The sequence below is a fragment of the Vibrio sp. 10N genome (genome assembly GCF_036245475.1).
Lineage (GTDB): Bacteria > Pseudomonadota > Gammaproteobacteria > Enterobacterales > Vibrionaceae > Vibrio.
Genome location: NZ_BTPM01000001.1, coordinates 3,445,047 through 3,470,913, shown reverse-complemented (window position 1 = coordinate 3,470,913; position 25,867 = coordinate 3,445,047). Strand labels below are relative to the sequence as shown.

The 25,867-nt window shown below is 47.6% G+C and carries 20 protein-coding genes, 5 tRNA genes, 3 rRNA genes and 1 riboswitch; of the genes, 22 read left to right on the top strand and 6 right to left on the bottom strand.

What is annotated here, in order from left to right; translation table 11 throughout:
• Positions 1-69: 69 nt before the first annotated feature.
• Entirely contained in the window at positions 70-1,200 is a 1,131-nt protein-coding gene (locus AAA946_RS16045) for a 5-(carboxyamino)imidazole ribonucleotide synthase (RefSeq protein WP_338165857.1), read from the bottom strand.
• Between the two features lie 2 nt (positions 1,201-1,202).
• The gene (purE, locus tag AAA946_RS16040) at positions 1,203-1,688 is read right to left on the bottom strand and encodes a 5-(carboxyamino)imidazole ribonucleotide mutase (RefSeq protein ID WP_042478050.1); all 486 of its coding nucleotides are present in this window, start codon (positions 1,686-1,688) and stop codon (positions 1,203-1,205) included.
• 183 nt (positions 1,689-1,871) lie between these two features.
• On the opposite strand from purE, the gene AAA946_RS16035 reads away from it, so the two are divergent.
• The 4 genes from AAA946_RS16035 (at position 1,872) to AAA946_RS16020 (ending at position 4,541) form a co-directional block, all read left to right on the top strand.
• Positions 1,872-2,429, top strand: coding sequence for an L-threonylcarbamoyladenylate synthase (locus tag AAA946_RS16035; RefSeq protein WP_338165695.1), 558 nt, complete (start codon positions 1,872-1,874; stop codon positions 2,427-2,429).
• Positions 2,430-2,438: 9 nt separating this feature from the next.
• Positions 2,439-3,344: an oxygen-dependent coproporphyrinogen oxidase gene (gene hemF, locus AAA946_RS16030; RefSeq protein WP_338165694.1), complete on the top strand. Its 906-nt coding sequence runs from the start codon at positions 2,439-2,441 to the stop codon at positions 3,342-3,344.
• A 101-nt stretch (positions 3,345-3,445) separates the two neighbouring features.
• Entirely contained in the window at positions 3,446-4,273 is an 828-nt protein-coding gene (aroE, locus tag AAA946_RS16025) for a shikimate dehydrogenase (protein ID WP_338165693.1), read from the top strand.
• Between the two features lie 4 nt (positions 4,274-4,277).
• Positions 4,278-4,541 (top strand): DUF1488 family protein, encoded by a 264-nt coding sequence (locus tag AAA946_RS16020; RefSeq protein ID WP_338165692.1) that lies wholly within the window; start codon positions 4,278-4,280, stop codon positions 4,539-4,541.
• On the opposite strand, the gene AAA946_RS16015 is transcribed toward AAA946_RS16020, so the two are convergent.
• Entirely contained in the window at positions 4,538-5,086 is a 549-nt protein-coding gene (locus AAA946_RS16015; RefSeq protein WP_338165691.1) for a gamma carbonic anhydrase family protein, read from the bottom strand. The genes AAA946_RS16020 and AAA946_RS16015 overlap by 4 nt on opposite strands.
• 488 nt (positions 5,087-5,574) lie before the next feature.
• On the opposite strand from AAA946_RS16015, the gene AAA946_RS16010 reads away from it, so the two are divergent.
• The 8 genes from AAA946_RS16010 (at position 5,575) to AAA946_RS15975 (ending at position 11,129) form a co-directional block, all read left to right on the top strand.
• Positions 5,575-7,127, top strand: a 16S ribosomal RNA gene (locus AAA946_RS16010).
• Between the two features lie 123 nt (positions 7,128-7,250).
• Positions 7,251-7,326 (top strand) — tRNA-Glu (locus AAA946_RS16005).
• 2 nt (positions 7,327-7,328) lie between these two features.
• Positions 7,329-7,404 (top strand) — tRNA-Lys (locus tag AAA946_RS16000).
• A gap of 29 nt (positions 7,405-7,433) precedes the next feature.
• A tRNA-Ala gene (locus AAA946_RS15995) sits at positions 7,434-7,509 on the top strand.
• Positions 7,510-7,539: 30 nt separating this feature from the next.
• Positions 7,540-7,615, top strand: a tRNA-Val gene (locus AAA946_RS15990).
• Between the two features lie 289 nt (positions 7,616-7,904).
• Positions 7,905-10,791, top strand: a 23S ribosomal RNA gene (locus tag AAA946_RS15985).
• Positions 10,792-10,880: 89 nt separating this feature from the next.
• Positions 10,881-10,996: ribosomal RNA gene (rrf, locus tag AAA946_RS15980) — 5S ribosomal RNA — on the top strand.
• Together the 16S, 23S and 5S rRNA genes with 5 tRNA genes alongside form the textbook arrangement of a ribosomal RNA operon.
• 56 nt (positions 10,997-11,052) lie before the next feature.
• Positions 11,053-11,129: transfer RNA gene (locus AAA946_RS15975), tRNA-Asp, on the top strand.
• Positions 11,130-11,291: 162 nt separating this feature from the next.
• Here the strand turns inward: AAA946_RS15975 and AAA946_RS15970 are convergent.
• Positions 11,292-12,629, bottom strand: a complete 1,338-nt coding sequence (locus AAA946_RS15970; protein WP_338163367.1) for an IS4 family transposase — start codon at positions 12,627-12,629, stop codon at positions 11,292-11,294.
• Positions 12,630-13,040: 411 nt separating this feature from the next.
• Between AAA946_RS15970 and crcB the strand changes: the two genes are divergently transcribed.
• The 7 genes from crcB (at position 13,041) to thiH (ending at position 19,789) form a co-directional block, all read left to right on the top strand.
• Positions 13,041-13,424, top strand: coding sequence for a fluoride efflux transporter CrcB (gene crcB / locus AAA946_RS15965; RefSeq protein ID WP_338165690.1), 384 nt, complete (start codon positions 13,041-13,043; stop codon positions 13,422-13,424).
• 56 nt (positions 13,425-13,480) lie between these two features.
• Positions 13,481-13,580: riboswitch (TPP riboswitch) on the top strand.
• A 113-nt stretch (positions 13,581-13,693) separates the two neighbouring features.
• Positions 13,694-15,616 (top strand): phosphomethylpyrimidine synthase ThiC, encoded by a 1,923-nt coding sequence (gene thiC / locus AAA946_RS15960; protein WP_338165689.1) that lies wholly within the window; start codon positions 13,694-13,696, stop codon positions 15,614-15,616.
• 24 nt (positions 15,617-15,640) lie between these two features.
• Positions 15,641-16,885, top strand: coding sequence for a thiamine phosphate synthase (locus tag AAA946_RS15955; protein WP_338165688.1), 1,245 nt, complete (start codon positions 15,641-15,643; stop codon positions 16,883-16,885).
• Positions 16,878-17,639, top strand: a complete 762-nt coding sequence (locus AAA946_RS15950; protein ID WP_338165856.1) for a HesA/MoeB/ThiF family protein — start codon at positions 16,878-16,880, stop codon at positions 17,637-17,639. The genes AAA946_RS15955 and AAA946_RS15950 overlap by 8 nt, the downstream gene beginning before the upstream one ends.
• A gap of 65 nt (positions 17,640-17,704) precedes the next feature.
• Positions 17,705-17,896 (top strand): sulfur carrier protein ThiS, encoded by a 192-nt coding sequence (gene thiS, locus AAA946_RS15945; protein ID WP_338165687.1) that lies wholly within the window; start codon positions 17,705-17,707, stop codon positions 17,894-17,896.
• Positions 17,897-17,899: 3 nt separating this feature from the next.
• Positions 17,900-18,667, top strand: coding sequence for a thiazole synthase (locus tag AAA946_RS15940; RefSeq protein ID WP_338165686.1), 768 nt, complete (start codon positions 17,900-17,902; stop codon positions 18,665-18,667).
• A 9-nt stretch (positions 18,668-18,676) separates the two neighbouring features.
• Positions 18,677-19,789: a 2-iminoacetate synthase ThiH gene (thiH, locus tag AAA946_RS15935; RefSeq protein ID WP_338165685.1), complete on the top strand. Its 1,113-nt coding sequence runs from the start codon at positions 18,677-18,679 to the stop codon at positions 19,787-19,789.
• Positions 19,790-19,866: 77 nt separating this feature from the next.
• Here the strand turns inward: thiH and AAA946_RS15930 are convergent, their stop codons facing one another.
• Together AAA946_RS15930 and AAA946_RS15925 are read right to left on the bottom strand one after the other, a co-directional pair.
• On the bottom strand, positions 19,867-21,654 hold the full coding sequence (locus AAA946_RS15930; RefSeq protein WP_338165684.1) for an aminopeptidase P family protein: 1,788 nt from the start codon (positions 21,652-21,654) through the stop codon (positions 19,867-19,869).
• 120 nt (positions 21,655-21,774) lie between these two features.
• Positions 21,775-22,716, bottom strand: coding sequence for a LysR family transcriptional regulator (locus tag AAA946_RS15925; RefSeq protein WP_338165683.1), 942 nt, complete (start codon positions 22,714-22,716; stop codon positions 21,775-21,777).
• Between the two features lie 118 nt (positions 22,717-22,834).
• On the opposite strand from AAA946_RS15925, the gene AAA946_RS15920 reads away from it, so the two are divergent.
• The 3 genes from AAA946_RS15920 to AAA946_RS15910 all read left to right on the top strand — a co-directional run bounded on the left by AAA946_RS15920 (position 22,835) and on the right by AAA946_RS15910 (position 25,854).
• On the top strand, positions 22,835-24,022 hold the full coding sequence (locus AAA946_RS15920; RefSeq protein ID WP_338165682.1) for a multidrug effflux MFS transporter: 1,188 nt from the start codon (positions 22,835-22,837) through the stop codon (positions 24,020-24,022).
• Positions 24,023-24,113: 91 nt separating this feature from the next.
• Positions 24,114-24,398 (top strand): H-NS-like global regulator TsrA, encoded by a 285-nt coding sequence (gene tsrA / locus AAA946_RS15915; RefSeq protein WP_338165681.1) that lies wholly within the window; start codon positions 24,114-24,116, stop codon positions 24,396-24,398.
• 118 nt (positions 24,399-24,516) lie between these two features.
• Entirely contained in the window at positions 24,517-25,854 is a 1,338-nt protein-coding gene (locus AAA946_RS15910) for an IS4 family transposase (RefSeq protein ID WP_338163367.1), read from the top strand.
• The last annotated feature ends 13 nt before the right edge of the window (positions 25,855-25,867 follow it).

Here is a 25,867-nt window from a genome sequence, read left to right as displayed (position 1 = left end):
AAAAAGCGGGGTTCGTCAGCAATCTGAAATGGCTCCCAAGGGAGCCATTTCTAAAAGTTTACGCCTAGCTTAAAGGGCTTCAGCGGCTGGTTTCAGCGCAGGAAAAGCCGCTTCATCGAGTAACTCTGACAAGGCAAGTAGCTGCGCCTTAAGTGCCGCTTTGTCATTGGCCGTGACATTGATGTGACCCATCTTACGGCCAGCACGTTTGTCTTTACCATACCAGTGAACGTGGCAGCCAGACAGGCTGTGTACCGCTTCTGGCAATGCATCTTCGCCTAAAATGTTCACCATAGACGTGGCACGAATGGCTTGTGTCGAGCCAAGAGGCATGTCGCATACCGCACGTAGATGGTTTTCAAACTGACAAGTATCCGCACCTTGTTGCGTCCAGTGTCCAGAGTTGTGCACGCGAGGTGCAATCTCATTCACTAGTAACTGACCATGCACATCGAAGAACTCAAGTGCAAGCACGCCAACATAGTCCAAAGACTCGGCCACCGCGGTAAACATTTGCGCCGCTTGAGCTTGCAGTTCTGGTTCATCAATCGCTGTTGATAGCGTTAGTACGCCGTCAGTATGTACGTTTTCAGCCAGTGGGTAGATAGCAATCTCACCTTGCTTGTTGCGTGCGCCAACCAGTGATACTTCGCGTTGGAAAGGGACAAACTCCTCAGCAACGATCGCTTGGCTTTCTGATTCTGCAATACATTCGGCCATTTCTGCCCAAATTGTGTCGACATCATCAAGCGTTTTTAAACGCCACTGACCTTTTCCGTCATAGCCACCCAATGCGCTCTTAAGCACCATAGGCAGACCGACGTGGGCAATAGCCGCATCAAAATCTTCGCGTGTATTGATAACGGAATATTTGGCGTTTTTCACACCTGCGCTGTCGAGAAGGCCTTTTTCAATACGGCGATCACCACCAGCTTTGATGGCTTCTGTCGACGGGAGGAACTTGCCACTCTTCTCACAGATCGCGAGGACATCGAGTGGAATGTGTTCGAACTCAGCCGTGATAACGTCAGCTTCAGCAATGGCATGCTCTAGACCGTTACCCAGCACTTCAAGTGTCAGTGGGTGAACGATATTCTCACTGCGCACATCAAATGCTGAGATTTTGATATTCAGAGGGGCACCGGCTAGCGACATCATGCGCGCCAGTTGGCCTGCTCCAAGAACCAGTACGTGTTTCATCATTAGTCCTCAGAAGGATCTGGGTTAGCAAGTACGGTTTCTGTTTGTTGGCTGCGGAAGGCTTCAACTTTTTCCATTACGGCGTTGTCATGAACACCAATGATCTGCGCGGCTAGGATACCCGCGTTTGCTGCGCCTGCTTCACCGATAGCCAGTGTGCCAACAGCGATGCCTTTTGGCATTTGCACGATAGACAGTAATGAGTCCATGCCTTTTAGTGCACGACTTTGAACTGGAACACCCAGAACTGGAACACTGGTGAATGCCGCTGCCATACCTGGAAGGTGCGCCGCGCCGCCAGCACCGGCGATGATGACTGAGATACCGCGCTCTTTCGCAGAGGTCGCGTAGTCAGCGAGTAGTTGCGGTGTGCGGTGAGCAGAAACAACCTTGGTTTCATAATCCACACCAAACTGATCCAGCATTTCTGCTGCTAGTTTCATGGTTGGCCAATCTGATTTTGAACCCATAATAATGCCGACTTTCATCCGAAGCTCCTTCAAGGCGTGTGCAAATGGACTAATTTGCGCGCATTATACGAGGATTTTTTTCTTAGGAAAACGTTTGCGTGGGTGATTTTTGTGTTTTTTTCTGGATTCTCACTCGGCTTTTGAGCATAGTGCCGTAGAAATGTAAAATATTTGTTTAGCTTTTAGTAAGAGGGAGTCTCGGTGGATAATTTTCAAACCACAGTTGCAGCGCTTCAATCCGGTGAAGTTATTGCTTATCCAACGGAAGGGGTATTTGGTGTGGGTTGTGATCCAGACGATACTCAAGCAATTAAAACGCTTTTAGCCGTTAAAGAGCGCCCTGTTGAGAAAGGGCTTATCCTTATCGCGGCGAATTTTGAGCAGCTTCGCCCTTACATTGATGAAGCGCAACTGACAGAGCAGCAGCTAGAAAGTGTTCAGCAAACTTGGCCTGGGCCTTACACTTGGATCATGCCTGCCAGTGCCCGTGTCTCTTCTTGGTTGAGCGGCGCTTTTGACACCATCGCAGTGCGTGTTACTGACCATGAGTTGGTACAGAAATTGTGTTTGGCCTACGGCAAGCCAATTACGTCGACCAGTGCTAATCTCTCCGGCATGCCATCTTGCATGACGACTGAAGAAGTTAAGCAGCAACTAGGTAATCGCCTGTCTGCGATCCTCGAAGGTGAGACGGGGGGTAGAAATAAACCGAGTGAGATCCGTGATGCTCGCACCCTAAAAGTATTACGACAAGGCTAAGGAGTCCTCGTGCAGCAAGTCGATAAACATCAAGTTAAAGCTTTTCTACTTCAGCTCCAAGACGATATCTGCCAAAAGCTCGAGCAGCAAGACGGCGTCGCGACTTTTCAGCAGGATGAGTGGCAGCGGGAGCTAGGCGGTGGCGGTCGCAGTCGAGTGATGAAAGACGGCCACATTTTTGAACAAGGCGGTGTAAACTTCTCCCACGTGTTTGGCGACAAAATGCCAGCGTCTGCGACTGCGCATCGACCAGAGCTTGCTGGACGTAAGTTTGAAGCCATGGGGGTGTCTTTGGTGATTCATCCTAAGAACCCATATATTCCCACATCCCATGCCAATGTACGTTTCTTTATAGCTGAGAAAGAGGGTGAAGAGCCAATTTGGTGGTTCGGGGGCGGTTTTGACCTTACGCCATTTTATCCTTTCGAAGAGGACTGCCAGCATTGGCATGATACGGCAAAGCAAATTTGTCAGCCTTTTGGTGAGGAGGTGTATGCGGAGCACAAAAAATGGTGTGACGATTATTTCTTCCTACCCCATCGTAATGAGACTCGTGGTGTTGGTGGTCTGTTCTTCGATGATTTGAACCAGTGGGGCTTTGAACGCTCGTTCGCCTACATGCAGGCGGTGGGTAACGGTTACACTGAGGCTTACTTGCCAATTGTGGAAAAACGTAAAGCTGAGCAGTATGGTGAGCGTGAGCGCAATTTCCAGCTGTATCGTCGCGGCCGATATGTTGAATTTAACCTAGTTTATGATCGTGGCACGCTATTTGGACTGCAAAGTGGGGGGCGTACGGAATCGATTTTGATGTCGATGCCTCCACTTGCGCGCTGGGAGTATAGCTACCAGCCAGAGGAAGGCAGTGCAGAGGCGACTTTGTATAACGACTACCTCAAACCTAGAGAGTGGTAAACTCCCTTATCGTCCTCGTACAACTTGGCGAATGTGTGTCGAAGTGATAGTGTCGAGCTATACATTTCGGCACCCATTAGGCAAGGACAGTAGGCACAGACATGAGCAAGCCCGATCAGTACGTGGTATTTGGTAACCCTATCTCACAGAGTAAGTCACCGTATATTCATACTCTCTTCGCACGACAAACCTCGCAAAACTTAGAATACGGCCGCCAGCAGCCTGAGCCAGAAGCGTTCAAGCAAGCAGCAACGGCGTTTTTTCAATCGGGTGGTAAAGGGTGCAATGTTACCGCACCATTTAAAGAGGATGCCTTTCAATTCGCAGGCCGTTTGACGGAGCGCGCAAAGCTTGCTGGCGCAGTGAATACACTTAAGAAGCTTGATGATGGTGAGATCATTGGTGACAACACCGACGGTGAAGGCTTGGTTCAAGATTTGCTGCAACATCAAGTTCAGCTTGAAGGCGCCTCTATATTAGTGATTGGCTCAGGCGGTGCAGCGCGTGGTGTGCTTAAGCCTCTGCTCGATCAAAAACCTGCCTCCATTACCATTACAAACCGTACTTTCGAAAAAGCACAACAGCTTGCTGAGCTATTTGAACCGTTTGGCTCGATAAGCGCGGTGCCTATGCAAGATGTCTCTCGTTCCTATGACGTGGTGATTAACTCATCCTCTACCAGCTTATATAAACAACTGCCAGAAATTAGTAGCGTCATCTTTGCTGATCATACGGTGAGCTACGACATGACTTATGGACAAGGTCTGACTACCTTCAATCAATGGGCGAAAGATTCGGGTGCAAGATTTGCCTACGACGGTTTAGGTATGTTGGTTGGACAAGCGGCGGAGAGCTTTATGCTGTGGCGCGGCCTTAGACCGGGTACCAAACAGATCTTGCGTGAATTACGAAAAAATTTAGAAGGCTAATGACATGAACCAGTCGATTCTGTTTTCAGACCAGCTTGCTTGGAATCAAGACTTAGAGATGGTCGAGTTTCATGCGCAGCAAGCGGGGATGTTGATCGTTTGTCTTGTTGGACTGGAAAAGCTCGCTAAGCTCAATGCTTCAAGTGAAATCACTAAGGATAAAGCGTTTGAGTGGTTTGAAGCCGTTCGCTTTGATCTAGAAGAAATAGCAGAAAGCCTCATCGAGGATGAGGCTTTTGATGCGCAAGGTCGTATTGTCATCGACTAACGGATAACTTTCACATCCTGCATATAGTCATTTTTGTTTTGTACATAGTTATTTGCAGAGCGTAGTAAAAAGGCTCTTTCTTTATCTGTAAGAGGACGAGCCTGTTTTACCGGGCTGCCCACGTAAAGATAACCGCTTTCCAAAACCTTGTTGGGGGGCACGAGCGACCCGGCACCAATCATCACATCAGATTCAACAACAGCGCCATCGAGCACAATACTGCCCATACCGACAAGCACTCTATCTTTAATGATGCAACCATGCAGCATCACCTGATGACCAATAGTGACATCACTGCCTATAAGTAGTGGGTAGCCGTTTGGGTTCTCCGCGTTTTTATGAGTAACGTGCAATACGCTATTGTCCTGAATATTGGTGCGCTCACCAATCTCTATATGGTTAACATCCCCGCGCGCGGATACGAGTGGCCATACACTGGCGTCTTTGCCAAGTCGAACATCGCCAACAATCACACTGGTTTCATCTATATAGACAGAGTCGTCCAGCTGTGGGGCAATGCCTTTGTAACTACGAATTGAAGTCATATCAGTCTCTAAATCTATGGAACAGAGCTATTTTGGCGAGTTATTGCGGTAAATTACAGCGCTAAAGCACAAAAAATAACCATACAAACAAAAAAAGCGAAAAAACTGTATTTAGGGTATTGCCAATGTGATTTCGATCTCTATAATGCCCCCTCGCTGACACGGGAAAGGACAACGAAATCCTCAACGAGTCAGAAGGTCACAAGCTTCTAAGAAGCTTAGCAAAATAAGTTGAAAAAAGTGGTTGACACGAAAACTTATCTCGCTAAAATGGCCGTCCGTTTTGAAGTAAGCTTCGAAACAAGCTCTTTAACAATATAAACCTATCAATCTGTGTGGGCACTCGTTGATGATAATCAAATTAGATACTTCGGTATCAAATTAGGTTTCAATGAAACGAAGTGACCATTGAATCGAAAGATTCAGCACAGTCAATTCAAACATTACTTTATGTAATGTTCAGTATTCATTGAGCCGAACAAAATCTTAAATTGAAGAGTTTGATCATGGCTCAGATTGAACGCTGGCGGCAGGCCTAACACATGCAAGTCGAGCGGAAACGAGTTAACTGAACCTTCGGGGGACGTTAACGGCGTCGAGCGGCGGACGGGTGAGTAATGCCTGGGAAATTGCCCTGATGTGGGGGATAACCATTGGAAACGATGGCTAATACCGCATAATAGCTTCGGCTCAAAGAGGGGGACCTTCGGGCCTCTCGCGTCAGGATATGCCCAGGTGGGATTAGCTAGTTGGTGAGGTAATGGCTCACCAAGGCGACGATCCCTAGCTGGTCTGAGAGGATGATCAGCCACACTGGAACTGAGACACGGTCCAGACTCCTACGGGAGGCAGCAGTGGGGAATATTGCACAATGGGCGCAAGCCTGATGCAGCCATGCCGCGTGTGTGAAGAAGGCCTTCGGGTTGTAAAGCACTTTCAGCAGTGAGGAAGGTGGTGTCGTTAATAGCGGCATCATTTGACGTTAGCTGCAGAAGAAGCACCGGCTAACTCCGTGCCAGCAGCCGCGGTAATACGGAGGGTGCGAGCGTTAATCGGAATTACTGGGCGTAAAGCGCATGCAGGTGGTTAGTTAAGTCAGATGTGAAAGCCCGGGGCTCAACCTCGGAACTGCATTTGAAACTGGCTGACTAGAGTACTGTAGAGGGGGGTAGAATTTCAGGTGTAGCGGTGAAATGCGTAGAGATCTGAAGGAATACCGGTGGCGAAGGCGGCCCCCTGGACAGATACTGACACTCAGATGCGAAAGCGTGGGGAGCAAACAGGATTAGATACCCTGGTAGTCCACGCCGTAAACGATGTCTACTTGGAGGTTGTGGCCTTGAGCCGTGGCTTTCGGAGCTAACGCGTTAAGTAGACCGCCTGGGGAGTACGGTCGCAAGATTAAAACTCAAATGAATTGACGGGGGCCCGCACAAGCGGTGGAGCATGTGGTTTAATTCGATGCAACGCGAAGAACCTTACCTACTCTTGACATCCAGAGAACTTAGCAGAGATGCTTTGGTGCCTTCGGGAACTCTGAGACAGGTGCTGCATGGCTGTCGTCAGCTCGTGTTGTGAAATGTTGGGTTAAGTCCCGCAACGAGCGCAACCCTTATCCTTGTTTGCCAGCGAGTAATGTCGGGAACTCCAGGGAGACTGCCGGTGATAAACCGGAGGAAGGTGGGGACGACGTCAAGTCATCATGGCCCTTACGAGTAGGGCTACACACGTGCTACAATGGCGCATACAGAGGGCGGCCAACTTGCGAAAGTGAGCGAATCCCAAAAAGTGCGTCGTAGTCCGGATTGGAGTCTGCAACTCGACTCCATGAAGTCGGAATCGCTAGTAATCGTGGATCAGAATGCCACGGTGAATACGTTCCCGGGCCTTGTACACACCGCCCGTCACACCATGGGAGTGGGCTGCAAAAGAAGTGGGTAGTTTAACCTTCGGGAGGACGCTCACCACTTTGTGGTTCATGACTGGGGTGAAGTCGTAACAAGGTAGCCCTAGGGGAACCTGGGGCTGGATCACCTCCTTATACGAATAGATTATTGCGATGAGTGTTCACACAGATTGATTAGGTTTGTAAAGATAAAGAGATTTTGTTTTTGCTGAAAAGCGAAAACAGAAAATAGTAAGTGCCCAACACTTACTGCTTAGTGTCCCGTTCGTCTAGAGGCCTAGGACACCGCCCTTTCACGGCGGTAACAGGGGTTCGACTCCCCTACGGGATACCATTGGGTCGTTAGCTCAGTTGGTAGAGCAGTTGACTTTTAATCAATTGGTCGCAGGTTCGAATCCTGCACGACCCACCATTCCTTCTCTGAAGGAACTCTCAAGAAATGGGGCTATAGCTCAGCTGGGAGAGCGCCTGCCTTGCACGCAGGAGGTCAGCAGTTCGATCCTGCTTAGCTCCACCATTCTTGAACATTCCACGGAATGACTTTCGTGGGCGATTAGCTCAGTTGGGAGAGCACCTCCCTTACAAGGAGGGGGTCACTGGTTCGAGCCCGGTATCGCCCACCATCTTTAAGCGCATTTCTTTTAGAAGAAAGGCTTTAAGTGCTCTTAAAAATGGTTTCGAAAGAAATCTCGTTCTTTAAAAATTTGGAAAGCTGACGAATAACATTTGATTAATGTTATTCAATTAAAAGTTCTCAAATCCTAATCTTTTGATTAGGTACCAACACACATTCAAGTGTTCTTGGGAATCACGAAAGTGATTCATATTTGAGTCCGGCAAAATCGAGTCTGCATCATGTATAAAAATTGCAGACAACTTTGGTTACGTAACAAAGACCCTTTGGGGTTGTATGGTTAAGTGACTAAGCGTACACGGTGGATGCCTTGGCAGTCAGAGGCGATGAAAGGCGTAATAACTTGCGATAAGCTCAGATTAGGTAGTAATAACCTGTGAGTCTGAGATTCCTGAATGGGGAAACCCAACTGCATAAGCAGTTATCGCTGAGTGAATACATAGCTCAGCGAGGCGAACCGGGGGAACTGAAACATCTAAGTACCCCGAGGAAGAGAAATCAACCGAGATTCCGAAAGTAGCGGCGAGCGAAATTGGATTAGCCCTTAAGCTTTTAATGAGACAGGTGAAGGCTCTGGAAAGTGCCGCGATACAGGGTGATAGCCCCGTAACCGACATCTCATCATCAGTGAAATCGAGTAGGGCGGGACACGTGATATCCTGTCTGAATATGGGGGGACCATCCTCCAAGGCTAAATACTACTGACTGACCGATAGTGAACCAGTACCGTGAGGGAAAGGCGAAAAGAACCCCTGTGAGGGGAGTGAAATAGAACCTGAAACCGTGTACGTACAAGCAGTAGGAGCACCTTCGTGGTGTGACTGCGTACCTTTTGTATAATGGGTCAGCGACTTATATTCAGTGGCAAGGTTAACCGTTTAGGGGAGCCGTAGGGAAACCGAGTCTTAACTGGGCGTTCAGTCTCTGGATATAGACCCGAAACCAGGTGATCTAGCCATGGGCAGGTTGAAGGTTGAGTAACATCAACTGGAGGACCGAACCGACTAATGTTGAAAAATTAGCGGATGACTTGTGGCTAGGGGTGAAAGGCCAATCAAACCTGGAGATAGCTGGTTCTCCCCGAAATCTATTTAGGTAGAGCCTCGGACGAATACTACTGGGGGTAGAGCACTGTTAAGGCTAGGGGGTCATCCCGACTTACCAACCCTTTGCAAACTCCGAATACCAGTAAGTACTATCCGGGAGACACACGGCGGGTGCTAACGTCCGTCGTGGAGAGGGAAACAACCCAGACCGCCAGCTAAGGTCCCAAAGTATAGCTAAGTGGGAAACGATGTGGGAAGGCTTAGACAGCTAGGATGTTGGCTTAGAAGCAGCCATCATTTAAAGAAAGCGTAATAGCTCACTAGTCGAGTCGGCCTGCGCGGAAGATGTAACGGGGCTAAGCTATACACCGAAGCTGCGGCAATGCATTTATGTATTGGGTAGGGGAGCGTTCTGTAAGCCGTTGAAGGTGGACTGTAAGGTCTGCTGGAGGTATCAGAAGTGCGAATGCTGACATGAGTAACGATAAAGGGGGTGAAAAACCTCCTCGCCGGAAGACCAAGGGTTCCTGTCCAACGTTAATCGGGGCAGGGTGAGTCGACCCCTAAGGCGAGGCCGAAAGGCGTAGTCGATGGGAAACGGGTTAATATTCCCGTACTTCTTACAATTGCGATGGGGGGACGGAGAAGGCTAGGTGGGCCTGGCGACGGTTGTCCAGGTTCAAGTGCGTAGGCTTAAGAGTTAGGTAAATCCGGCTCTTTTTAAGGCTGAGACACGATGTCGAGCTACTACGGTAGTGAAGTCATTGATGCCATGCTTCCAGGAAAAGCCTCTAAGCTTCAGATTGTAAGGAATCGTACCCCAAACCGACACAGGTGGTCGGGTAGAGAATACCAAGGCGCTTGAGAGAACTCGGGTGAAGGAACTAGGCAAAATGGTACCGTAACTTCGGGAGAAGGTACGCTCCTCGCGGTGAAGTCCCTTGCGGATGGAGCTATGGGGAGTCGCAGATACCAGGTGGCTGCAACTGTTTATTAAAAACACAGCACTGTGCAAAATCGTAAGATGACGTATACGGTGTGACGCCTGCCCGGTGCCGGAAGGTTAATTGATGGGGTTAGACTTAGGTCGAAGCTCTTGATCGAAGCCCCGGTAAACGGCGGCCGTAACTATAACGGTCCTAAGGTAGCGAAATTCCTTGTCGGGTAAGTTCCGACCTGCACGAATGGCGTAATGATGGCCACGCTGTCTCCACCCGAGACTCAGTGAAATTGAAATCGCTGTGAAGATGCAGTGTACCCGCGGCTAGACGGAAAGACCCCGTGAACCTTTACTACAGCTTGGCACTGAACATTGACCCTACATGTGTAGGATAGGTGGGAGGCTTTGAAACTAGTACGCCAGTATTAGTGGAGCCGTCCTTGAAATACCACCCTTGTAGTGTTGATGTTCTAACTTGGTCCCCTAATCGGGGATGAGGACAGTGCCTGGTGGGTAGTTTGACTGGGGCGGTCTCCTCCCAAAGAGTAACGGAGGAGCACGAAGGTGGGCTAATCACGGTTGGACATCGTGAGGTTAGTGCAATGGCATAAGCCCGCTTGACTGCGAGAATGACAATTCGAGCAGGTGCGAAAGCAGGTCATAGTGATCCGGTGGTTCTGAATGGAAGGGCCATCGCTCAACGGATAAAAGGTACTCCGGGGATAACAGGCTGATACCGCCCAAGAGTTCATATCGACGGCGGTGTTTGGCACCTCGATGTCGGCTCATCACATCCTGGGGCTGAAGTCGGTCCCAAGGGTATGGCTGTTCGCCATTTAAAGTGGTACGCGAGCTGGGTTTAGAACGTCGTGAGACAGTTCGGTCCCTATCTGCCGTGGGCGTTGGAAGATTGAAGGGGGCTGCTCCTAGTACGAGAGGACCGGAGTGGACGAACCTCTGGTGTTCGGGTTGTGTCGCCAGACGCATTGCCCGGTAGCTAAGTTCGGAATCGATAACCGCTGAAAGCATCTAAGCGGGAAGCGAGCCCTGAGATGAGTCTTCCCTGGCGCTTTAAGCGTCCTAAAGGGTTGTTCGAGACTAGAACGTTGATAGGCAGGGTGTGTAAGCGTTGTGAGGCGTTGAGCTAACCTGTACTAATTGCCCGTGAGGCTTAACCATACAACACCCAAAGGGTTTTGATGGACTCAAAGCAAGAACTTTGAATGTGTATTTAGACTTTTAAATCAGTTTTCCGAATTAAGAATTTGCTTGGCGACCATAGCGTTGTGGACCCACCTGATTCCATGCCGAACTCAGAAGTGAAACGCAATAGCGCCGATGGTAGTGTGGGGCTTCCCCATGTGAGAGTAGGACATCGCCAGGCTTTGAACATAATCTGTTTAAAGCACGATTGAGATAAGACTTTAAATAGACCACTGCGGAGTGGTAGTTCAGTTGGTTAGAATACCGGCCTGTCACGCCGGGGGTCGCGGGTTCGAGTCCCGTCCACTCCGCCACTTATTAGAGAACCCGATGCGAAAGCGTCGGGTTTTTTATTATCTAAAATTTGGTAGCTCCCTTTTCAAGGGAGTCGAGTCCCGGTTGGATGCAACCCAAGGCTAGGCGCCCCCGCCATTCCGCCACTTATTATGAAGCCTCGTCGAAAGACGCAACGTAGTTCATTTAAGAGGAGCAGCGTTGCGATTAACAGGGTATCGGGTTTTTGATATTTTTACCGCCCTAGGCCGGTTTGGCTTAGGGCGTTTGTCTATAAAGAGGATGGATAGGTCGCCTCGAAGGCTCTTTAAGCGTTTCGGCGTGTTACCTAAGGATACCGCTTTACTCATCACTTTGAGCTGGCTGGCTATAAATTGGCAAGCATACTTAAAACTTATTTCATTAGGTAAGCGCCCGTGTTCAACTGCGGCTTGACTAGCTTCTCGTCTCACCAAGTTATAACCAAGTAGCAGTCCCCATAGCTCTTGATAGACGAGATCGACTGTTTTGCTTCTCAACACTAAAGCGTTATGTTGCATCGAACTCTTGATATCACGATAACCTAATTCTATCTCCCACCTTTCATGATAAAGCTCTGCCACGGATTGAGCGTCATACTTGTCTCTAGGAAGAGAGGTAAACACCGTCTTGGATTTACCTTGGACCTCGTAAGTGACCGCCCTGACTGTCCATTTCTCAGGAAGATTAGGGTTCTTCTTACGAGCCTGTGGAGAGGTCTTCATCTCTACTAGCATGTCACTGCTTTCTTTATCGTCCAGTAGGGTATATTTGACTCCTTTCTTTGCAGGGAGAAGCCAATGTCTATTTATTCCACTGTTGTGAAGAGAAAGTAGTAAATCTGCTCCATAAAACCCTTTATCCAGTAATGTCACAGAGTTGTCTGGTAAAGCGTTGATGAAGGGCATCGCTAGAGGGATTTCACCTCGGCGATACGGGCTTATCGCTGCATCAACGATGACATGAGAGCGAACATTCATCATTGTCACAACCCTCAATACTGGATGAGGTGTTTGCCTGTTGCTAGACGTATTACCAGAGCCAAAATGTTCTCTTAATTCGGGTGTGTCAGCTGTTCTAAAAAGAGCACCATCTACAGCAAAAACCTGTAGGCCTTGCCAAGTATCATCAGGGTATCGCTCAAGCCCCCATGTTTTTCCGCATTGCTTAAACAGCCATTCTGGTGCTGCTTTACCTAAGCGCTGTCTTGCTTGGGTTAAAGCGCTCTTTGCCAACAGTTCTTCATCAGCAAGGCCATCAGCACAGACGTTCATTCTCCGTGCGACTTCGGCAATGGGTTCATTACGGAAAAAAGCCATACCAACAATTAACCACAAAACCATATCACTCGGTAGTCGGCGTCGACGGATTGTCGCTTTATCAGACAGAGAGGCTGCTTTAGCGACCCACTCATCAGGAATATGTTCAGAGAATGTGGTGAGCTGAGCTACATCGACAGGGTTTTCTTCGAGGAAGTCGGCAAAGAAGTTTTGAATAGACATAAAAAAATCGGAAACCTATAAACAGGTTTCCGATTGTCTCTCATCAGAAGGATCGGTCAACCGATCCTTATCTGATCTACATTGCGTCGAAAGACGAGGCTTTTTGCTATCTGCAATATACTAAGTCTTAGACTAGTTGCTTCCGTCGAAAGAGTAGGGCTTTTTACGTTCATCAGAAACGTCCCCCCCGTCTGTGAAGCTTTTCTTCTTTGATCCAATCCGTTTTGTGCTCTAGCAACTAACCACTTCTTCATTTTATCCTCATAAGTGACGCCTGTAACTTTTGAAATAATCTCGCCAATCTGATGGATTATCGATAGGATTTTATGGTTGAAAAACGTGATGCTGACTCGAAATTATTCATTGTTAGTATATTATTACCTTTTCTATTTGTAGTTTTGGGGTTCGGTGATGGGGCAGTTTTCAATTTTGGGTTTTATCGCATTAGGGGGAGCTGTTGGTGCTTGCTCACGATATTTGGTTTCTGAACTTTGTATCGTGCTTTTCGGTCGTGGTTTTCCTTATGGTACTCTCACCGTCAATGTGGTGGGCTCGTTCATTATGGGCTTACTTATTGCTGCGTTTGAGGCAGAGATATTCGCTCCTGAACCATGGCGTCAAATCATCGGCCTGGGCTTTCTTGGAGCACTGACGACATTCTCTACCTTTTCTATGGATAACGTGCTCATGATGCAGCAGGGGGCGTTTTTGAAGATGGGTTTGAATATCTTACTTAATGTCGTCTTGAGTATTTCAGCTTGTTGGTTAGGATTTCAGATGCTGACCAAAAGTTAGGCAAAAATGTCTTACGTCTTGTTGATGTATTAAAACTAATTCCTTTATAATCGACACAATACTTGTCGGAGTGCCCATAGGGCTGAGACCGTTAATTCGGGATCCGTTGAACCTGATCTGGTTAGTACCAGCGAAGGGAACAAGAGAATAGAAATATCCATTACTTTCTATTGATCAAATAGCGCACGCTATTGCAGTTGATACCTCTTGTATTCACACATCCGTCAAGCATTTATCTTTTATAACTATATGATATATAAGGAAATGCTATGTCGACACGCAAGCAAAATAGGCTGGAAGCAAAAAACTTCATCGATACCCTATCGGTGACGCCTTACCCAAACTCTCAAAAGACATATATTCAAGGTAGTCGCAGTGATCTGCGAGTACCAATGCGTACTATTTCTCTTGCAGACAGTTTAATCGGTGGCAACCAAGACAACCCAATCTACGAGCAAAATGAGCCCATCAACGTGTATGACACGTCTGGTGTCTATACCGATCCAGAACACGCTATCGATTTGTATTCAGGTTTACCTAAGCTGAGAGAAACTTGGATTGATGAACGCGCCGATACTGAAGTCTTGTCAGGCGTCAGTTCCGAATTTGCTAAACAACGACTCGAAGATGATACGCTTGATGAGCTTAGATACGGGCAACTTCCTCGAATAAGGCGCGGTGTTGAGGGTGCTTGTGTTACCCAACTTCATTACGCACGCCAGGGCATCATTACCCCTGAGATGGAATACATCGCGATTCGAGAGAACATGGGGCGACAAAAGCTCAAAGACGAAGTGCTCACTCAACAGCATCCTGGCCAGCATTTTGGTGCGAACTTACCCAAAGAAATCACGCCCGAATTTGTACGTAAAGAAGTCGCTGAAGGCCGAGCTATTATCCCTTCCAACATCAACCACCCTGAATCCGAACCAATGATCATTGGTCGTAATTTCCTAGTTAAGGTAAACGCTAATATTGGTAATTCCTCCGTTACGTCATCGATAGAAGAAGAAGTCGAAAAGTTGGTTTGGGGCACGAGATGGGGCGCTGATACCGTGATGGATTTGTCCACGGGTCGAAATATCCATGAAACACGCGAATGGATTCTTCGTAATAGCCCGGTACCCATCGGTACGGTTCCAATGTATCAAGCGCTGGAAAAGGTCAATGGCGTCGCTGAAAACCTTACTTGGGAAGTGATGCGAGATACGTTAGTTGAACAGGCAGAGCAGGGAGTAGATTACTTTACGATTCATGCCGGACTTTTGTTGCATCATATTCCAATGACAGCAAAACGAGTAACAGGAATAGTAAGTCGTGGCGGTTCCATCATCGCCAAGTGGTGTTTGGCACACCATGAAGAGAGCTTCCTCTATACCAACTTTAGAGAAATCTGCGAGATCTGTGCTCGCTATGACGTTGCTCTATCTTTGGGTGATGGTCTGCGCCCTGGCTCGATCGCTGACGCAAATGATGAAGCCCAGTTCGCTGAATTGCGAACGCTTGGCAAGCTTACAAAGATTGCATGGGAGTACGACGTTCAAGTCATCATTGAAGGTCCAGGTCACGTGCCTATGCACATGATAAAGGAAAACATGGATGAGCAACTAGAGCATTGCCATGAAGCGCCATTTTATACACTTGGCCCACTGACTACTGATGTCGCCCCCGGCTATGACCATATTACCTCTGGGATTGGCGCTGCGATGATTGGTTGGTATGGCTGTGCCATGCTCTGCTACGTCACGCCAAAAGAACATTTAGGTCTACCAAACAAAGAAGACGTTAAGACAGGGCTTATTACTTATAAGCTTGCAGCACACGCAGCTGACCTGGCTAAAGGGCATCCAGGCGCGCAGATCCGCGACAATGCACTCTCTAAGGCTCGCTTTGAATTCCGCTGGGAAGACCAGTTCAATCTCTCACTTGATCCTGATACTGCCCGCCAGTTCCATGACGAAACGCTACCACAAGAGTCTGGAAAGGTAGCGCATTTCTGCTCAATGTGCGGGCCAAAGTTCTGTTCGATGAAAATCTCACAAGAGGTGAGAGAGTACGCTAAGGACAAACAGCAACGCGACAATATAGCCATCACATTACTTGATGATCCTTTAGAAGGAATGCGCCAAAAATCCCAGGAATTCAGGGCAACGGGTGCAGAGCTATATCACCCAGCTGTTACTGAAGAATAACTATTACAATCCAAGGAGCTTCCGTTGAAATTAATTTTGCCCTCTGGTTCACCTACTTTGAACACTCACATACAGAGTGTACTTCGCTTAGCCAAGCAAGTAGGCTTTTCTACCGATCACATCAAGGTGTCTTGTTCTGATGAAATCGACACTATTGTTATCGAGCAAGGCGTTGATAGTCATTCTATCTCGGCCGATATTCTCGGCTCTATTTCCAGTACAGAAAATAGAGCACCTGAGAGTGGAATTCGCATACGCTATTTGCACGATATGAGCGAGAGTCAGCTTTCGACATCACTGGAAACAGCCAAACAAGGCGACGTTTTCGTGGATGTGGTTACTGCGTCTCATTGGCTAGATGTGTGGTCCTGTAGAGAGAGCGTAACCAAAGCTTCAGCGGCGGCTTCTTCGATTGTCGATCATACTGAGCATCTCGCTTGGCTGGTCGTCAGTTTAGCTTTAGATTTTCCACTCGAAGATGCCGTCATGGTTGCTAGAGCAGGATGTGTTTCACGTGAAACATGGCCGAATCACCTGAGTCAATTTTCTACCCCTGTTATCGAAAACGCCAATCTAGGTATCCGTGTTGGTTGGGCGGTTGAGGCATCGAGCCAAGCGTTTCCAACGGTGAGTAAATCAAAACTCGGTTTGTACCCTGTTGTGGATAGTGTCGAGTGGGTAGAGAAGCTTCTCGTGCTTGGAATTAAAACCGTTCAGCTTCGCATCAAACAGCCCGACCTACCGGATTTAGAACAACAAATTGCTCGCGCCATTGAACTAGGTAAACACTACAAGGCACAAGTTTTTATCAATGATTACTGGCAACTTGCGATTAAACATGGCGCTTATGGAGTCCACCTTGGACAAGAGGATATCGAGGTTGCCAATCTTAGGTTGTTGGCAGAACAAGGTATTGCATTAGGCCTGTCTACTCACGGTTACTACGAGCTGCTTAGGATTGTCCAAATACATCCTAGCTATATTGCACTCGGGCATATTTTCCCGACCACAACCAAAGCAATGCCTTCAAAACCGCAAGGATTGATTCGTCTCGAGCTATACCAGCGTTTGATTGATTCAATACCTTATGGCTCAGACATGGGGTATCCAACGGTGGCTATTGGTGGCATTGATTTACAAACCGCTAAGCCGGTATGGAACTGCGGCGTGACCAGTCTCGCTGTCGTAAGAGCGATCACTTTGGCCGACGATGTGCCGTCGGTGATTGAACAGTTTAGTGCCATCATGGATGAAAGCGACCATGGTTAGTGATATTCAATTTAAGCAGTACCTGCGCCAAATTAGTCTCCCTAATGTTGGTGAGGCAGGGCAAAGTAAGCTCCTTGATGCCAATGTACTTATCGTTGGCTGTGGTGGTCTTGGAACGATTGCCAGTATGTATTTGACCGGTGCCGGGGTTGGGTCTCTGGTTATCGCTGACGATGACGTTGTGGAAGTGTCCAACTTACCTCGTCAGATTTCTTATCAGGCGAAGGATGTGGGCAACACAAAGGTGGATTGCCTGAAGGCTAGCTTACAACAACAAAATCCCACAATAAGAGTGCGCAGTATCAACAAGAAGCTTAAAGAGAGTCAACTGTTGCTTGAGATCTCTGTTGCCGATGTTGTTCTCGATTGCTCTGACAACCTAGAAACGCGCCAAGCGATCAACGCTTGTTGCAAACAGACCAGCACCGATTTAGTCAGTGCTGCAGCAATTGGTTGGAACGGTCAATTGAGTGTCTTCCCATTTTCTAGCTCTCAAGACATTGCCTGTTATCGATGCCTGTATCCTTTTGATGAAATCAAAGGCAGCAGTCGTTGTTCAGAATCATCGGTCATGGGACCGGTGGTAGGCATGATGGGTTTATACCAAGCATTGGAAACCATTAAGTTACTCACGGGTGTGCATCCACAAGTTGTCGAGCAAACACCACCACAACTCAAGCTATTTGATGGTCTGAATGGCCAGTGGCAAACCTTGAAGATAGCGCGCGATGAGGCTTGCACAATTTGCCAATAGGGCAGTGCAGTCCAAATATTCAATTACAGTTAATTAAGTTGAGAAATCAAAAAATGATCCAAGTGATGGTCAATAATACTCTCCACCAAACGCAAAGCGACAGCGTACTCGAGCAGCTATTGAGTGATCTCAAAATCGACACTCATGGCTGTGCTATCGCTGTCGATGACCAAATCATTCCTCGTACAGAGTGGTCAAAGTTTGTCGTTAAGACAAACATGTCTATCAACATTTTCCAAGCCATTGCCGGAGGCTGATCTATGCTAACTATCGCTGACAAAACCTTTGAATCACGACTGTTCACTGGAACCGGAAAATTCTCAGATCAATCACTCATGGTTCAAGCGATCACACAGAGTGGCTCTGAGCTTGCGACTATGGCGCTTAAGCGTGTTGATTTGCAGCAGCAGGATGACAATATCTTACGCCCGTTAATCGACAATAAAATTAATCTATTGCCTAATACCTCGGGCGCTAAGAACGCTAAGGACGCCATTTTTGCTGCCCATCTTGCTCGTGAAGCGTTGGGTACAAACTGGCTTAAACTAGAAATTCATCCCGATCCAAAGTACTTACTACCTGACCCGATTGAAACTCTAAAAGCGGCAGAGCAATTGGTTAAAGATGGTTTTATTGTCTTACCTTATTGTCATAGTGACCCAACGTTATGTAAGCACCTAGAAGAAGTAGGCTGTGCTGCCGTAATGCCACTGGGCGCGCCTATCGGAAGTAATAAAGGCATCGTCAGCAAAGACTTCTTAGAGATCATCATTGAACAAGCGAATGTACCAGTCGTCGTTGATGCTGGCATTGGTGCTCCTTCTCATGCTGCACTGGCAATGGAAATGGGTGCAGACGCGGTGTTAGTAAATACGGCAATTGCTGCCGCAGCAGATCCAGTAGCCATGGCCAAGGCGTTTAAACTCGCCGTAGAAGCGGGGCGACTTGCGTATGAAGGAGGCCTAGCAGGGACCGTAAATCATGCTGTAGCATCAAGTCCTTTGACTGCGTTTTTGGATTCCCAGTAGGAGAGCATCATGAGCTTTGTTGACGAACATGCGAAGTACGATTGGGATGATGTCAGGCTATCCATCTACGCCAAAACCGCCAAAGATGTCGAACGCGCGTTGTCAAAAACGCGCCTCGATCTTGAAGACTTTAAGGCGTTGATCAGTCCGGTAGCGGAACCTTATCTAGAGCAGATGGCTCAGCGGTCGTTCGCTCTTACGCGTAAGCGATTCGGCCATACCATGTCTATGTACATTCCATTGTATCTATCGAATTTGTGCGCGAATGCTTGTACCTATTGTGGATTTTCGATGGAGAATCGCATCAAGCGTAAGACGCTTAGTGTTGATGAGATAGAACGTGAGTGTGACGTTATCAAGCAAATGGGGTTCGATAATATCCTTCTGGTCACAGGTGAACATGAGAACAAGGTGGGTATGAACTATTTCCAACAAGTTCTGCCAGCGATCAAAAAGCACTTTAGTTACTTGGCGATGGAAGTGCAGCCACTTGAGACTGAAGAGTACGCATTGTTAAAGCAGCATGGACTCGATGCGGTCATGGTGTATCAAGAAACGTATCATCGCTCCACGTATGCGCAGCATCACTTGCGTGGCAATAAAATGGACTTTGACTTCCGACTAGAGACGCCCGATCGACTTGCTCAAGCAGGAATCGATAAAATCGGTATTGGCTCTTTGATTGGGCTAGAAGAGTGGCGCACAGATTGCTTCTTTGTTGCTGCACATCTTCAATATTTAGAAAGCCGATATTGGAAGACTCGATACTCGATTTCCTTTCCTAGGCTGCGACCTTGTGAAGGTGCGCTGCAGCCAAAATCGGTAATGACAGATAAACAGTTGGTCCAACTTATTTGTGCTTATCGCCTGTTTAATAATGAAGTGGAGTTGTCACTTTCTACTCGTGAGTCTTCAACATTTCGTGATCATGTATACCCATTGGGTATCACAAGTATTAGTGCGGCATCGAAAACTCAGCCAGGCGGGTATGCCGACGATCAGCAAGAATTAGAGCAGTTTGCAATTAGTGATGAGCGAAGTGCAGAGCTTGTTGCTGCCTCGGTAAAGCAGGCTGGTATGGAGCCTGTTTGGAAAGACTGGCATCAAACATATTCAGGCTAGTATTTTCCAAGCTGTTTCACGTGAAACAAAAAAGGCGCTGTTATCAGCGCCTTTTTTCTAACGGATTAACCCAACCCTTATAAAGGTTGGCATGCTGACTCTAGCCAAACCAAAGCATCACCATCTACAAGAGGTGAAACATCTTTCCAGACTTTCTGGTGATAGTCGTTCAACCACGCTGTTTCAGCGTCGGTTAACAGTTCTGCGACGATGTTTCGTTTATCGATAGGGCATCGTGTTAGCGACTCAAAGCCAAACATAGAACTGTCACCGTTCGTTGCTTTTTCAACGACCAGCTCTAAGTTTTCTATACGGATACCGAACTCGTCTGCACGGTAGTAGCCTGGTTCATTAGAGAGCACCATGCCTGGGACTAATGGCGTGTTGTTTACCGCTTTAGCGATACGTTGTGGCCCCTCGTGAACACTAAGGAAGTGACCAACTCCATGGCCAGTGCCATGGTCATAATCATAGCCATTCGCCCACAAATGTTGACGAGCCAATACGTCCAGTTGATGACCACAGGTTCCGCTTGGGAACAGCGCCGTGGCAAGGCCGATGTGACCTTTTAGCACCAAGGTAAATTGACGTTTCATCTCATCAGAGGGAGTGCCAATGGCGATGGTGCGTGTAATGTCTGTCGTGCCGTCGAGGTACTGACCGCCTGAATCAACAAGGTATAAAGTATCCTCTACAAGCGCACCAGGAATTTCTTGGTTCTCATGGTTGTAGTGACACATGGCTGCGTTACCTGCTGATGCAGATATAGTATCAAAGCTTAGGTCAACTAAGGTCGGGTCGACACGGCGGAACGACTCGAGTTTATCGCTAACCACGGCCTCATCGTACAGGTTGCCGCTCGCTACTTCACGATCAAGCCAGCTTAGGAAGTTCACCATAGCGGCGCCATCACGGATGTGGCTGTTACGCATACCCGTAACTTCAACAGAGTTCTTAGCCGCTTTTGGCATCAAGCATGGATCGGCCAGTTCAAGTAGTTTCGCGCCATTTTGTTCCAGTTTTAGTTGGAACCAAGCATTACTTGTTGCCGGGTCTAGTGTGACTTTCTTGCCTTTGAGTGATTCGAGCGCGGATTCAAGTGTATCTGGGTGACAGACCTCAACAGCCGATCCGACATGGGCAGCAAACGCGCTCATGTCTTCGATTCGTGCTGGGTCGATAAAGAACTTGGTTGAGCCATCTGCATAGAGGATCGCATGCGATAGCAATACTGGTAGGCGAGACACATCAAGACCGCGAACATTGAGGAGCCAGCAAATTGAATCAAGTTCGGTGATGATCGCAGCTTCCGCGCCACGCTTAGTCAGACTTTGTGCTAGCTGTTGACGTTTGTCTTGGCTTAATTGGCCAACGGTATCGACAGGCATTAAGCGTACAGTACTTAGCTCGGCAGTAGGGCGATCGTTCCAAAACAGGTCAATTGGGTTTTGCTCGACAGCAACCAATTCATACTGACCAGATACTTGTTCTAGTGCGTTTTGGTACCAACTGCCTCTGTGCATACGTGGGTCGATACCAATGCGAGCACCAACATCGAGCGACTCAATGGTCCAACTTAATGGCGGTTGCTCAATTAGGTGACAGTATTCGAAGCACTGCTCTGGAACTTGTTTGCGTACTTGAACGGTATAGCGTCCGTCGACAAAGATGGCTGCTTTGTCGCGAGTGATCACAGCAGCACCTGCAGAGCCGGTAAATTGAGTGAGCCAATGAAGGCGTTCATTATGCGCCGGGACATACTCACCCAGATACTCATCTTCATGAGCAACAATAAACGCATCAAGGTCGTTATCAGAAAGCCAAGATTGAACTTGTTCAATTCGGCGAGAAATGTGTTCCTGCATCTGTAGTTCCTTTATCACGGCGAAACGTATCACCTTGCTATTATTTGGCCTATAAGCTATCGCTTTTGTGGGCGATATACAAACGATTCTGCGTGCGAGTTAGACGCCTATGCGTGTCGTTTAACGTAAGTGGAGTGTTTTCTGGCGAATAATATCGATAAGCCAATTCAGCGCTGGATCTCGGTTTCTGTCTTTGTGCCAAAACAAGGTATAGGCCATGGGAGGAAACTCGAGTGGCAGCGGTAACACTCTTAATCCCATTTGCTGTGCGACAAGGTGAACAAAGTGTCGCGGTGCAGTAAACACAAAGTCTGTGTAGCTGCACAATGCAGCGGCATTGTTGAAGTCAGGGACGGTAATGGCGATATCGCGCTCTTTTCCCATGTCGGCAAGCTTGTAATCAAGAAGCCAACGGTCACTGCCATCACAGCGGACTTGTACGTGGCGCATTGATAAGTAAGTTTCCAGATCCCATGGTTGGGAGAGCACAGGATGGTCAGCGCGAACTAAGCACATTTGGTTGTCGCGATACACTTCTAATTCCTGAATGTCATCAGGAGGCAGAAGGGTGCGCTGTGCATCACGGATATCGATGTCTTTCCCCGTGATCCCCAAATCAAGTTCGCCTTTTTGCATCTGTTCAAACGTCGACTCATTCCAGGCGTGCGTGCTGATACTAAGGTTTGGACCTTGACTGAAAATAGCCGGCAAGAAGTGGGGCATGATTAGTGGATATACACTCTCGACGGCGGCGATATGGAACCGATACTCACTGGATGTAGGAGAGAACTCGGGAGGTGTTGTGATGGCCTGCATATGCGCCATTAACACATCCAATTTTGGTTTAAGTTGTAATGCACGAGCGGTGGGAGAAAGGCCGTGGGCGTGGCGAGTGAAGAGTGGGTCATCAAATAACTCACGAAGTTTTGAAAGTGATTTGCTCACTGCCGACTGGCTCAAACATAACCGGCTTGCGGCACGAGTAACGTTGCACTCTTCAAGTAGTACCGATAGACACAATAGTAGGTTGAGATCGACTCTGCTCAGCTTTTCTATATTCATAGCGTGAAATTCCTCGGAGGAATAATGCTAATGAGTATAAACCATTTCTGCTCATATCTTAACGGATATAGAATTGCGTCTTCATTAACTCATTTTACTATTGGTAAGAGGCACCCCGTTGCAAACCACACCTTCTAAAGTCCAACTCGCCGCTTTGGTGATGTTGGTATTTTTTAGCCCTTTGGCCATCGACATCTATTTGCCAGCGTTAACGCAGATTTCTTCTACGTTTGACGTAGCTCATACGCGTGCTCAAGATACGATTACATGGTTTTTGTTTGCTATGGGTGTGGGACAGCTGTTTGCGGGACCACTTGCCGATAAACTCGGACGTCGAACGGTTGCCCTTGGCGGCATAGTGATTTACGGCTTGAGTGCTTGCTTGGCGTGGGCAGCTCAATCCATTGAGTGGATGCTAGTCGCAAGGCTGCTACAAGGCTTAGGTGCATGCGCGACATCTGTGGCAGCCTTTGCAACCGTTCGCGATATGTTCGGACCTGAGCGCAGTGGCAAGATGATCAGCTACCTCAATGGTGCGATCTGCTTTATTCCGGCTCTGGCACCTATTCTAGGAAGTTATCTGACTCAACAGTTTGGTTGGCGAGCGAACTTTAGTTTCATGGCGGGGTTTGCTTTGTTTGTCTGTGTGATGGTTATCTTCAATATGCGAGAAACCAATCCCGAGCAGTCGAATCAGAAATATTTTGCTTTCTCGCGCTATACCCACGTACTAAGCACGCCGACGTTCTTGTTTCACGCGACACTGTGTTTGTTGGCGATGGGGGTCATTCTCGCTTACGTGACCTCTGCGCCAGTCGTTCTCATGGAGAATATGGGACTTTCGATGAACGCGTTCACGTTCTGGTTTGGTCTAAATGCGGTGTTTAATATCGCGGCATGTTTGTTGGCACCGAAGATGATGGACAAACTTGGCACCCATAAAACACTTCAGTTTGGAATTGTCACACTTTTGATCGCGGGCGCACTGATGGTGTGGGGCGCTCAATTACGTACCCCAGCATCGTTTATGATCCCAGTGATTCTGTCTTCAATTGGCTTTGCACTGATCCTTGGTGCGGCAGCCGGTAAAGCGCTCGCACCGTTTGGAGACAAAGCTGGTACAGCTGCGGCGCTACTTGGCCTCTTTCAGATGAGTGGTGCAGGCCTTTTGGTTGGTTTGATGCAGCGTGCAGGACTAGAAGCGCCGTACATGATTGCTTTGCAGATGTGGTTGGTATTGCCAGCATTGTTCATTCTCAAAAGCAAAGTTGGCAAAGGTTGGCATCAAGCAGTAAAAATCGGTTAATTAAAAAACGATTAGGTTTTCCATTTTCAGAAACGGGTGTATATTTAGCTTTATACACCCCGTATTTATTTATAACTGGATAAACGCAGTAATGTCTTTGACAACATACGAAATGGCTCGTGTTCTCGAGCAAATGGAAGAGTCTCCAGAAAAAATCATGTTTGGTAAATTGCTTAATGAATTAGGCAACCAAAGTGAAGAGCGTATTCGCAGCGCTGCAAAGCAAGTGCCGATCCATATTCTTCGCGATATCGTCTATCAGTTTCAACAAGTGATAGAGTCTCGTAAGGGTGAGCAAGTTGAATCTCTGGCAAAAGAGCTTGCTGAGCAAGGTATTTCTGCGGACGAATTAAAAGCGTTTCTTGCTAATAAATAATCGCTGATTAAATAAAAAGCCCCGTATCAATACGCAATGTAGATCAGATAAGGATCGGTTGACCGATCCTTCTGATGAGAGACAATCGGAAACCTGTTTATAGGTTTCCGATTTTTTTATGTCTATTCAAAACTTCTTTGCCGACTTCCTCGAAGAAAACCCTGTCGATGTAGCTCAGCTCACCACATTCTCTGAACATATTCCTGATGAGTGGGTCGCTAAAGCAGCCTCTCTGTCTGATAAAGCGACAATCCGTCGACGCCGACTACCGAGTGATATGGTTTTGTGGTTAATTGTTGGTATGGCTTTTTTCCGTAATGAACCCATTGCCGAAGTCGCACGGAGAATGAACGTCTGTGCTGATGGCCTTGCTGATGAAGAACTGTTGGCAAAGAGCGCTTTAACCCAAGCAAGACAGCGCTTAGGTAAAGCAGCACCAGAATGGCTGTTTAAGCAATGCGGAAAAACATGGGGGCTTGAGCGATACCCTGATGATACTTGGCAAGGCCTACAGGTTTTTGCTGTAGATGGTGCTCTTTTTAGAACAGCTGACACACCCGAATTAAGAGAACATTTTGGCTCTGGTAATACGTCTAGCAACAGGCAAACACCTCATCCAGTATTGAGGGTTGTGACAATGATGAATGTTCGCTCTCATGTCATCGTTGATGCAGCGATAAGCCCGTATCGCCGAGGTGAAATCCCTCTAGCGATGCCCTTCATCAACGCTTTACCAGACAACTCTGTGACATTACTGGATAAAGGGTTTTATGGAGCAGATTTACTACTTTCTCTTCACAACAGTGGAATAAATAGACATTGGCTTCTCCCTGCAAAGAAAGGAGTCAAATATACCCTACTGGACGATAAAGAAAGCAGTGACATGCTAGTAGAGATGAAGACCTCTCCACAGGCTCGTAAGAAGAACCCTAATCTTCCTGAGAAATGGACAGTCAGGGCGGTCACTTACGAGGTCCAAGGTAAATCCAAGACGGTGTTTACCTCTCTTCCTAGAGACAAGTATGACGCTCAATCCGTGGCAGAGCTTTATCATGAAAGGTGGGAGATAGAATTAGGTTATCGTGATATCAAGAGTTCGATGCAACATAACGCTTTAGTGTTGAGAAGCAAAACAGTCGATCTCGTCTATCAAGAGCTATGGGGACTGCTACTTGGTTATAACTTGGTGAGACGAGAAGCTAGTCAAGCCGCAGTTGAACACGGGCGCTTACCTAATGAAATAAGTTTTAAGTATGCTTGCCAATTTATAGCCAGCCAGCTCAAAGTGATGAGTAAAGCGGTATCCTTAGGTAACACGCCGAAACGCTTAAAGAGCCTTCGAGGCGACCTATCCATCCTCTTTATAGACAAACGCCCTAAGCCAAACCGGCCTAGGGCGGTAAAAATATCAAAAACCCGATACCCTGTTAATCGCAACGCTGCTCCTCTTAAATGAACTACGTTGCGTA

Coding starts and splice junctions, on each gene's coding strand:
- AAA946_RS15940 (WP_338165686.1), top strand. CDS start 17,900: ATGCTAACTATCGCTGACAAAACCTTTGAATCACGACTGTTCACTGGA.
- AAA946_RS15950 (WP_338165856.1), top strand. CDS start 16,878: ATGGTTAGTGATATTCAATTTAAGCAGTACCTGCGCCAAATTAGTCTC.
- AAA946_RS15970 (WP_338163367.1), bottom strand. CDS start 12,629: ATGTCTATTCAAAACTTCTTTGCCGACTTCCTCGAAGAAAACCCTGTC.
- thiC (WP_338165689.1), top strand. CDS start 13,694: ATGTCGACACGCAAGCAAAATAGGCTGGAAGCAAAAAACTTCATCGAT.
- AAA946_RS16020 (WP_338165692.1), top strand. CDS start 4,278: ATGAACCAGTCGATTCTGTTTTCAGACCAGCTTGCTTGGAATCAAGAC.
- crcB (WP_338165690.1), top strand. CDS start 13,041: ATGGGGCAGTTTTCAATTTTGGGTTTTATCGCATTAGGGGGAGCTGTT.
- purE (WP_042478050.1), bottom strand. CDS start 1,688: ATGAAAGTCGGCATTATTATGGGTTCAAAATCAGATTGGCCAACCATG.
- AAA946_RS16015 (WP_338165691.1), bottom strand. CDS start 5,086: ATGACTTCAATTCGTAGTTACAAAGGCATTGCCCCACAGCTGGACGAC.
- AAA946_RS15910 (WP_338163367.1), top strand. CDS start 24,517: ATGTCTATTCAAAACTTCTTTGCCGACTTCCTCGAAGAAAACCCTGTC.
- thiH (WP_338165685.1), top strand. CDS start 18,677: ATGAGCTTTGTTGACGAACATGCGAAGTACGATTGGGATGATGTCAGG.
- aroE (WP_338165693.1), top strand. CDS start 3,446: ATGAGCAAGCCCGATCAGTACGTGGTATTTGGTAACCCTATCTCACAG.
- tsrA (WP_338165681.1), top strand. CDS start 24,114: ATGTCTTTGACAACATACGAAATGGCTCGTGTTCTCGAGCAAATGGAA.
- AAA946_RS15930 (WP_338165684.1), bottom strand. CDS start 21,654: ATGCAGGAACACATTTCTCGCCGAATTGAACAAGTTCAATCTTGGCTT.
- AAA946_RS15925 (WP_338165683.1), bottom strand. CDS start 22,716: ATGAATATAGAAAAGCTGAGCAGAGTCGATCTCAACCTACTATTGTGT.
- AAA946_RS16045 (WP_338165857.1), bottom strand. CDS start 1,200: ATGAAACACGTACTGGTTCTTGGAGCAGGCCAACTGGCGCGCATGATG.
- thiS (WP_338165687.1), top strand. CDS start 17,705: ATGGTCAATAATACTCTCCACCAAACGCAAAGCGACAGCGTACTCGAG.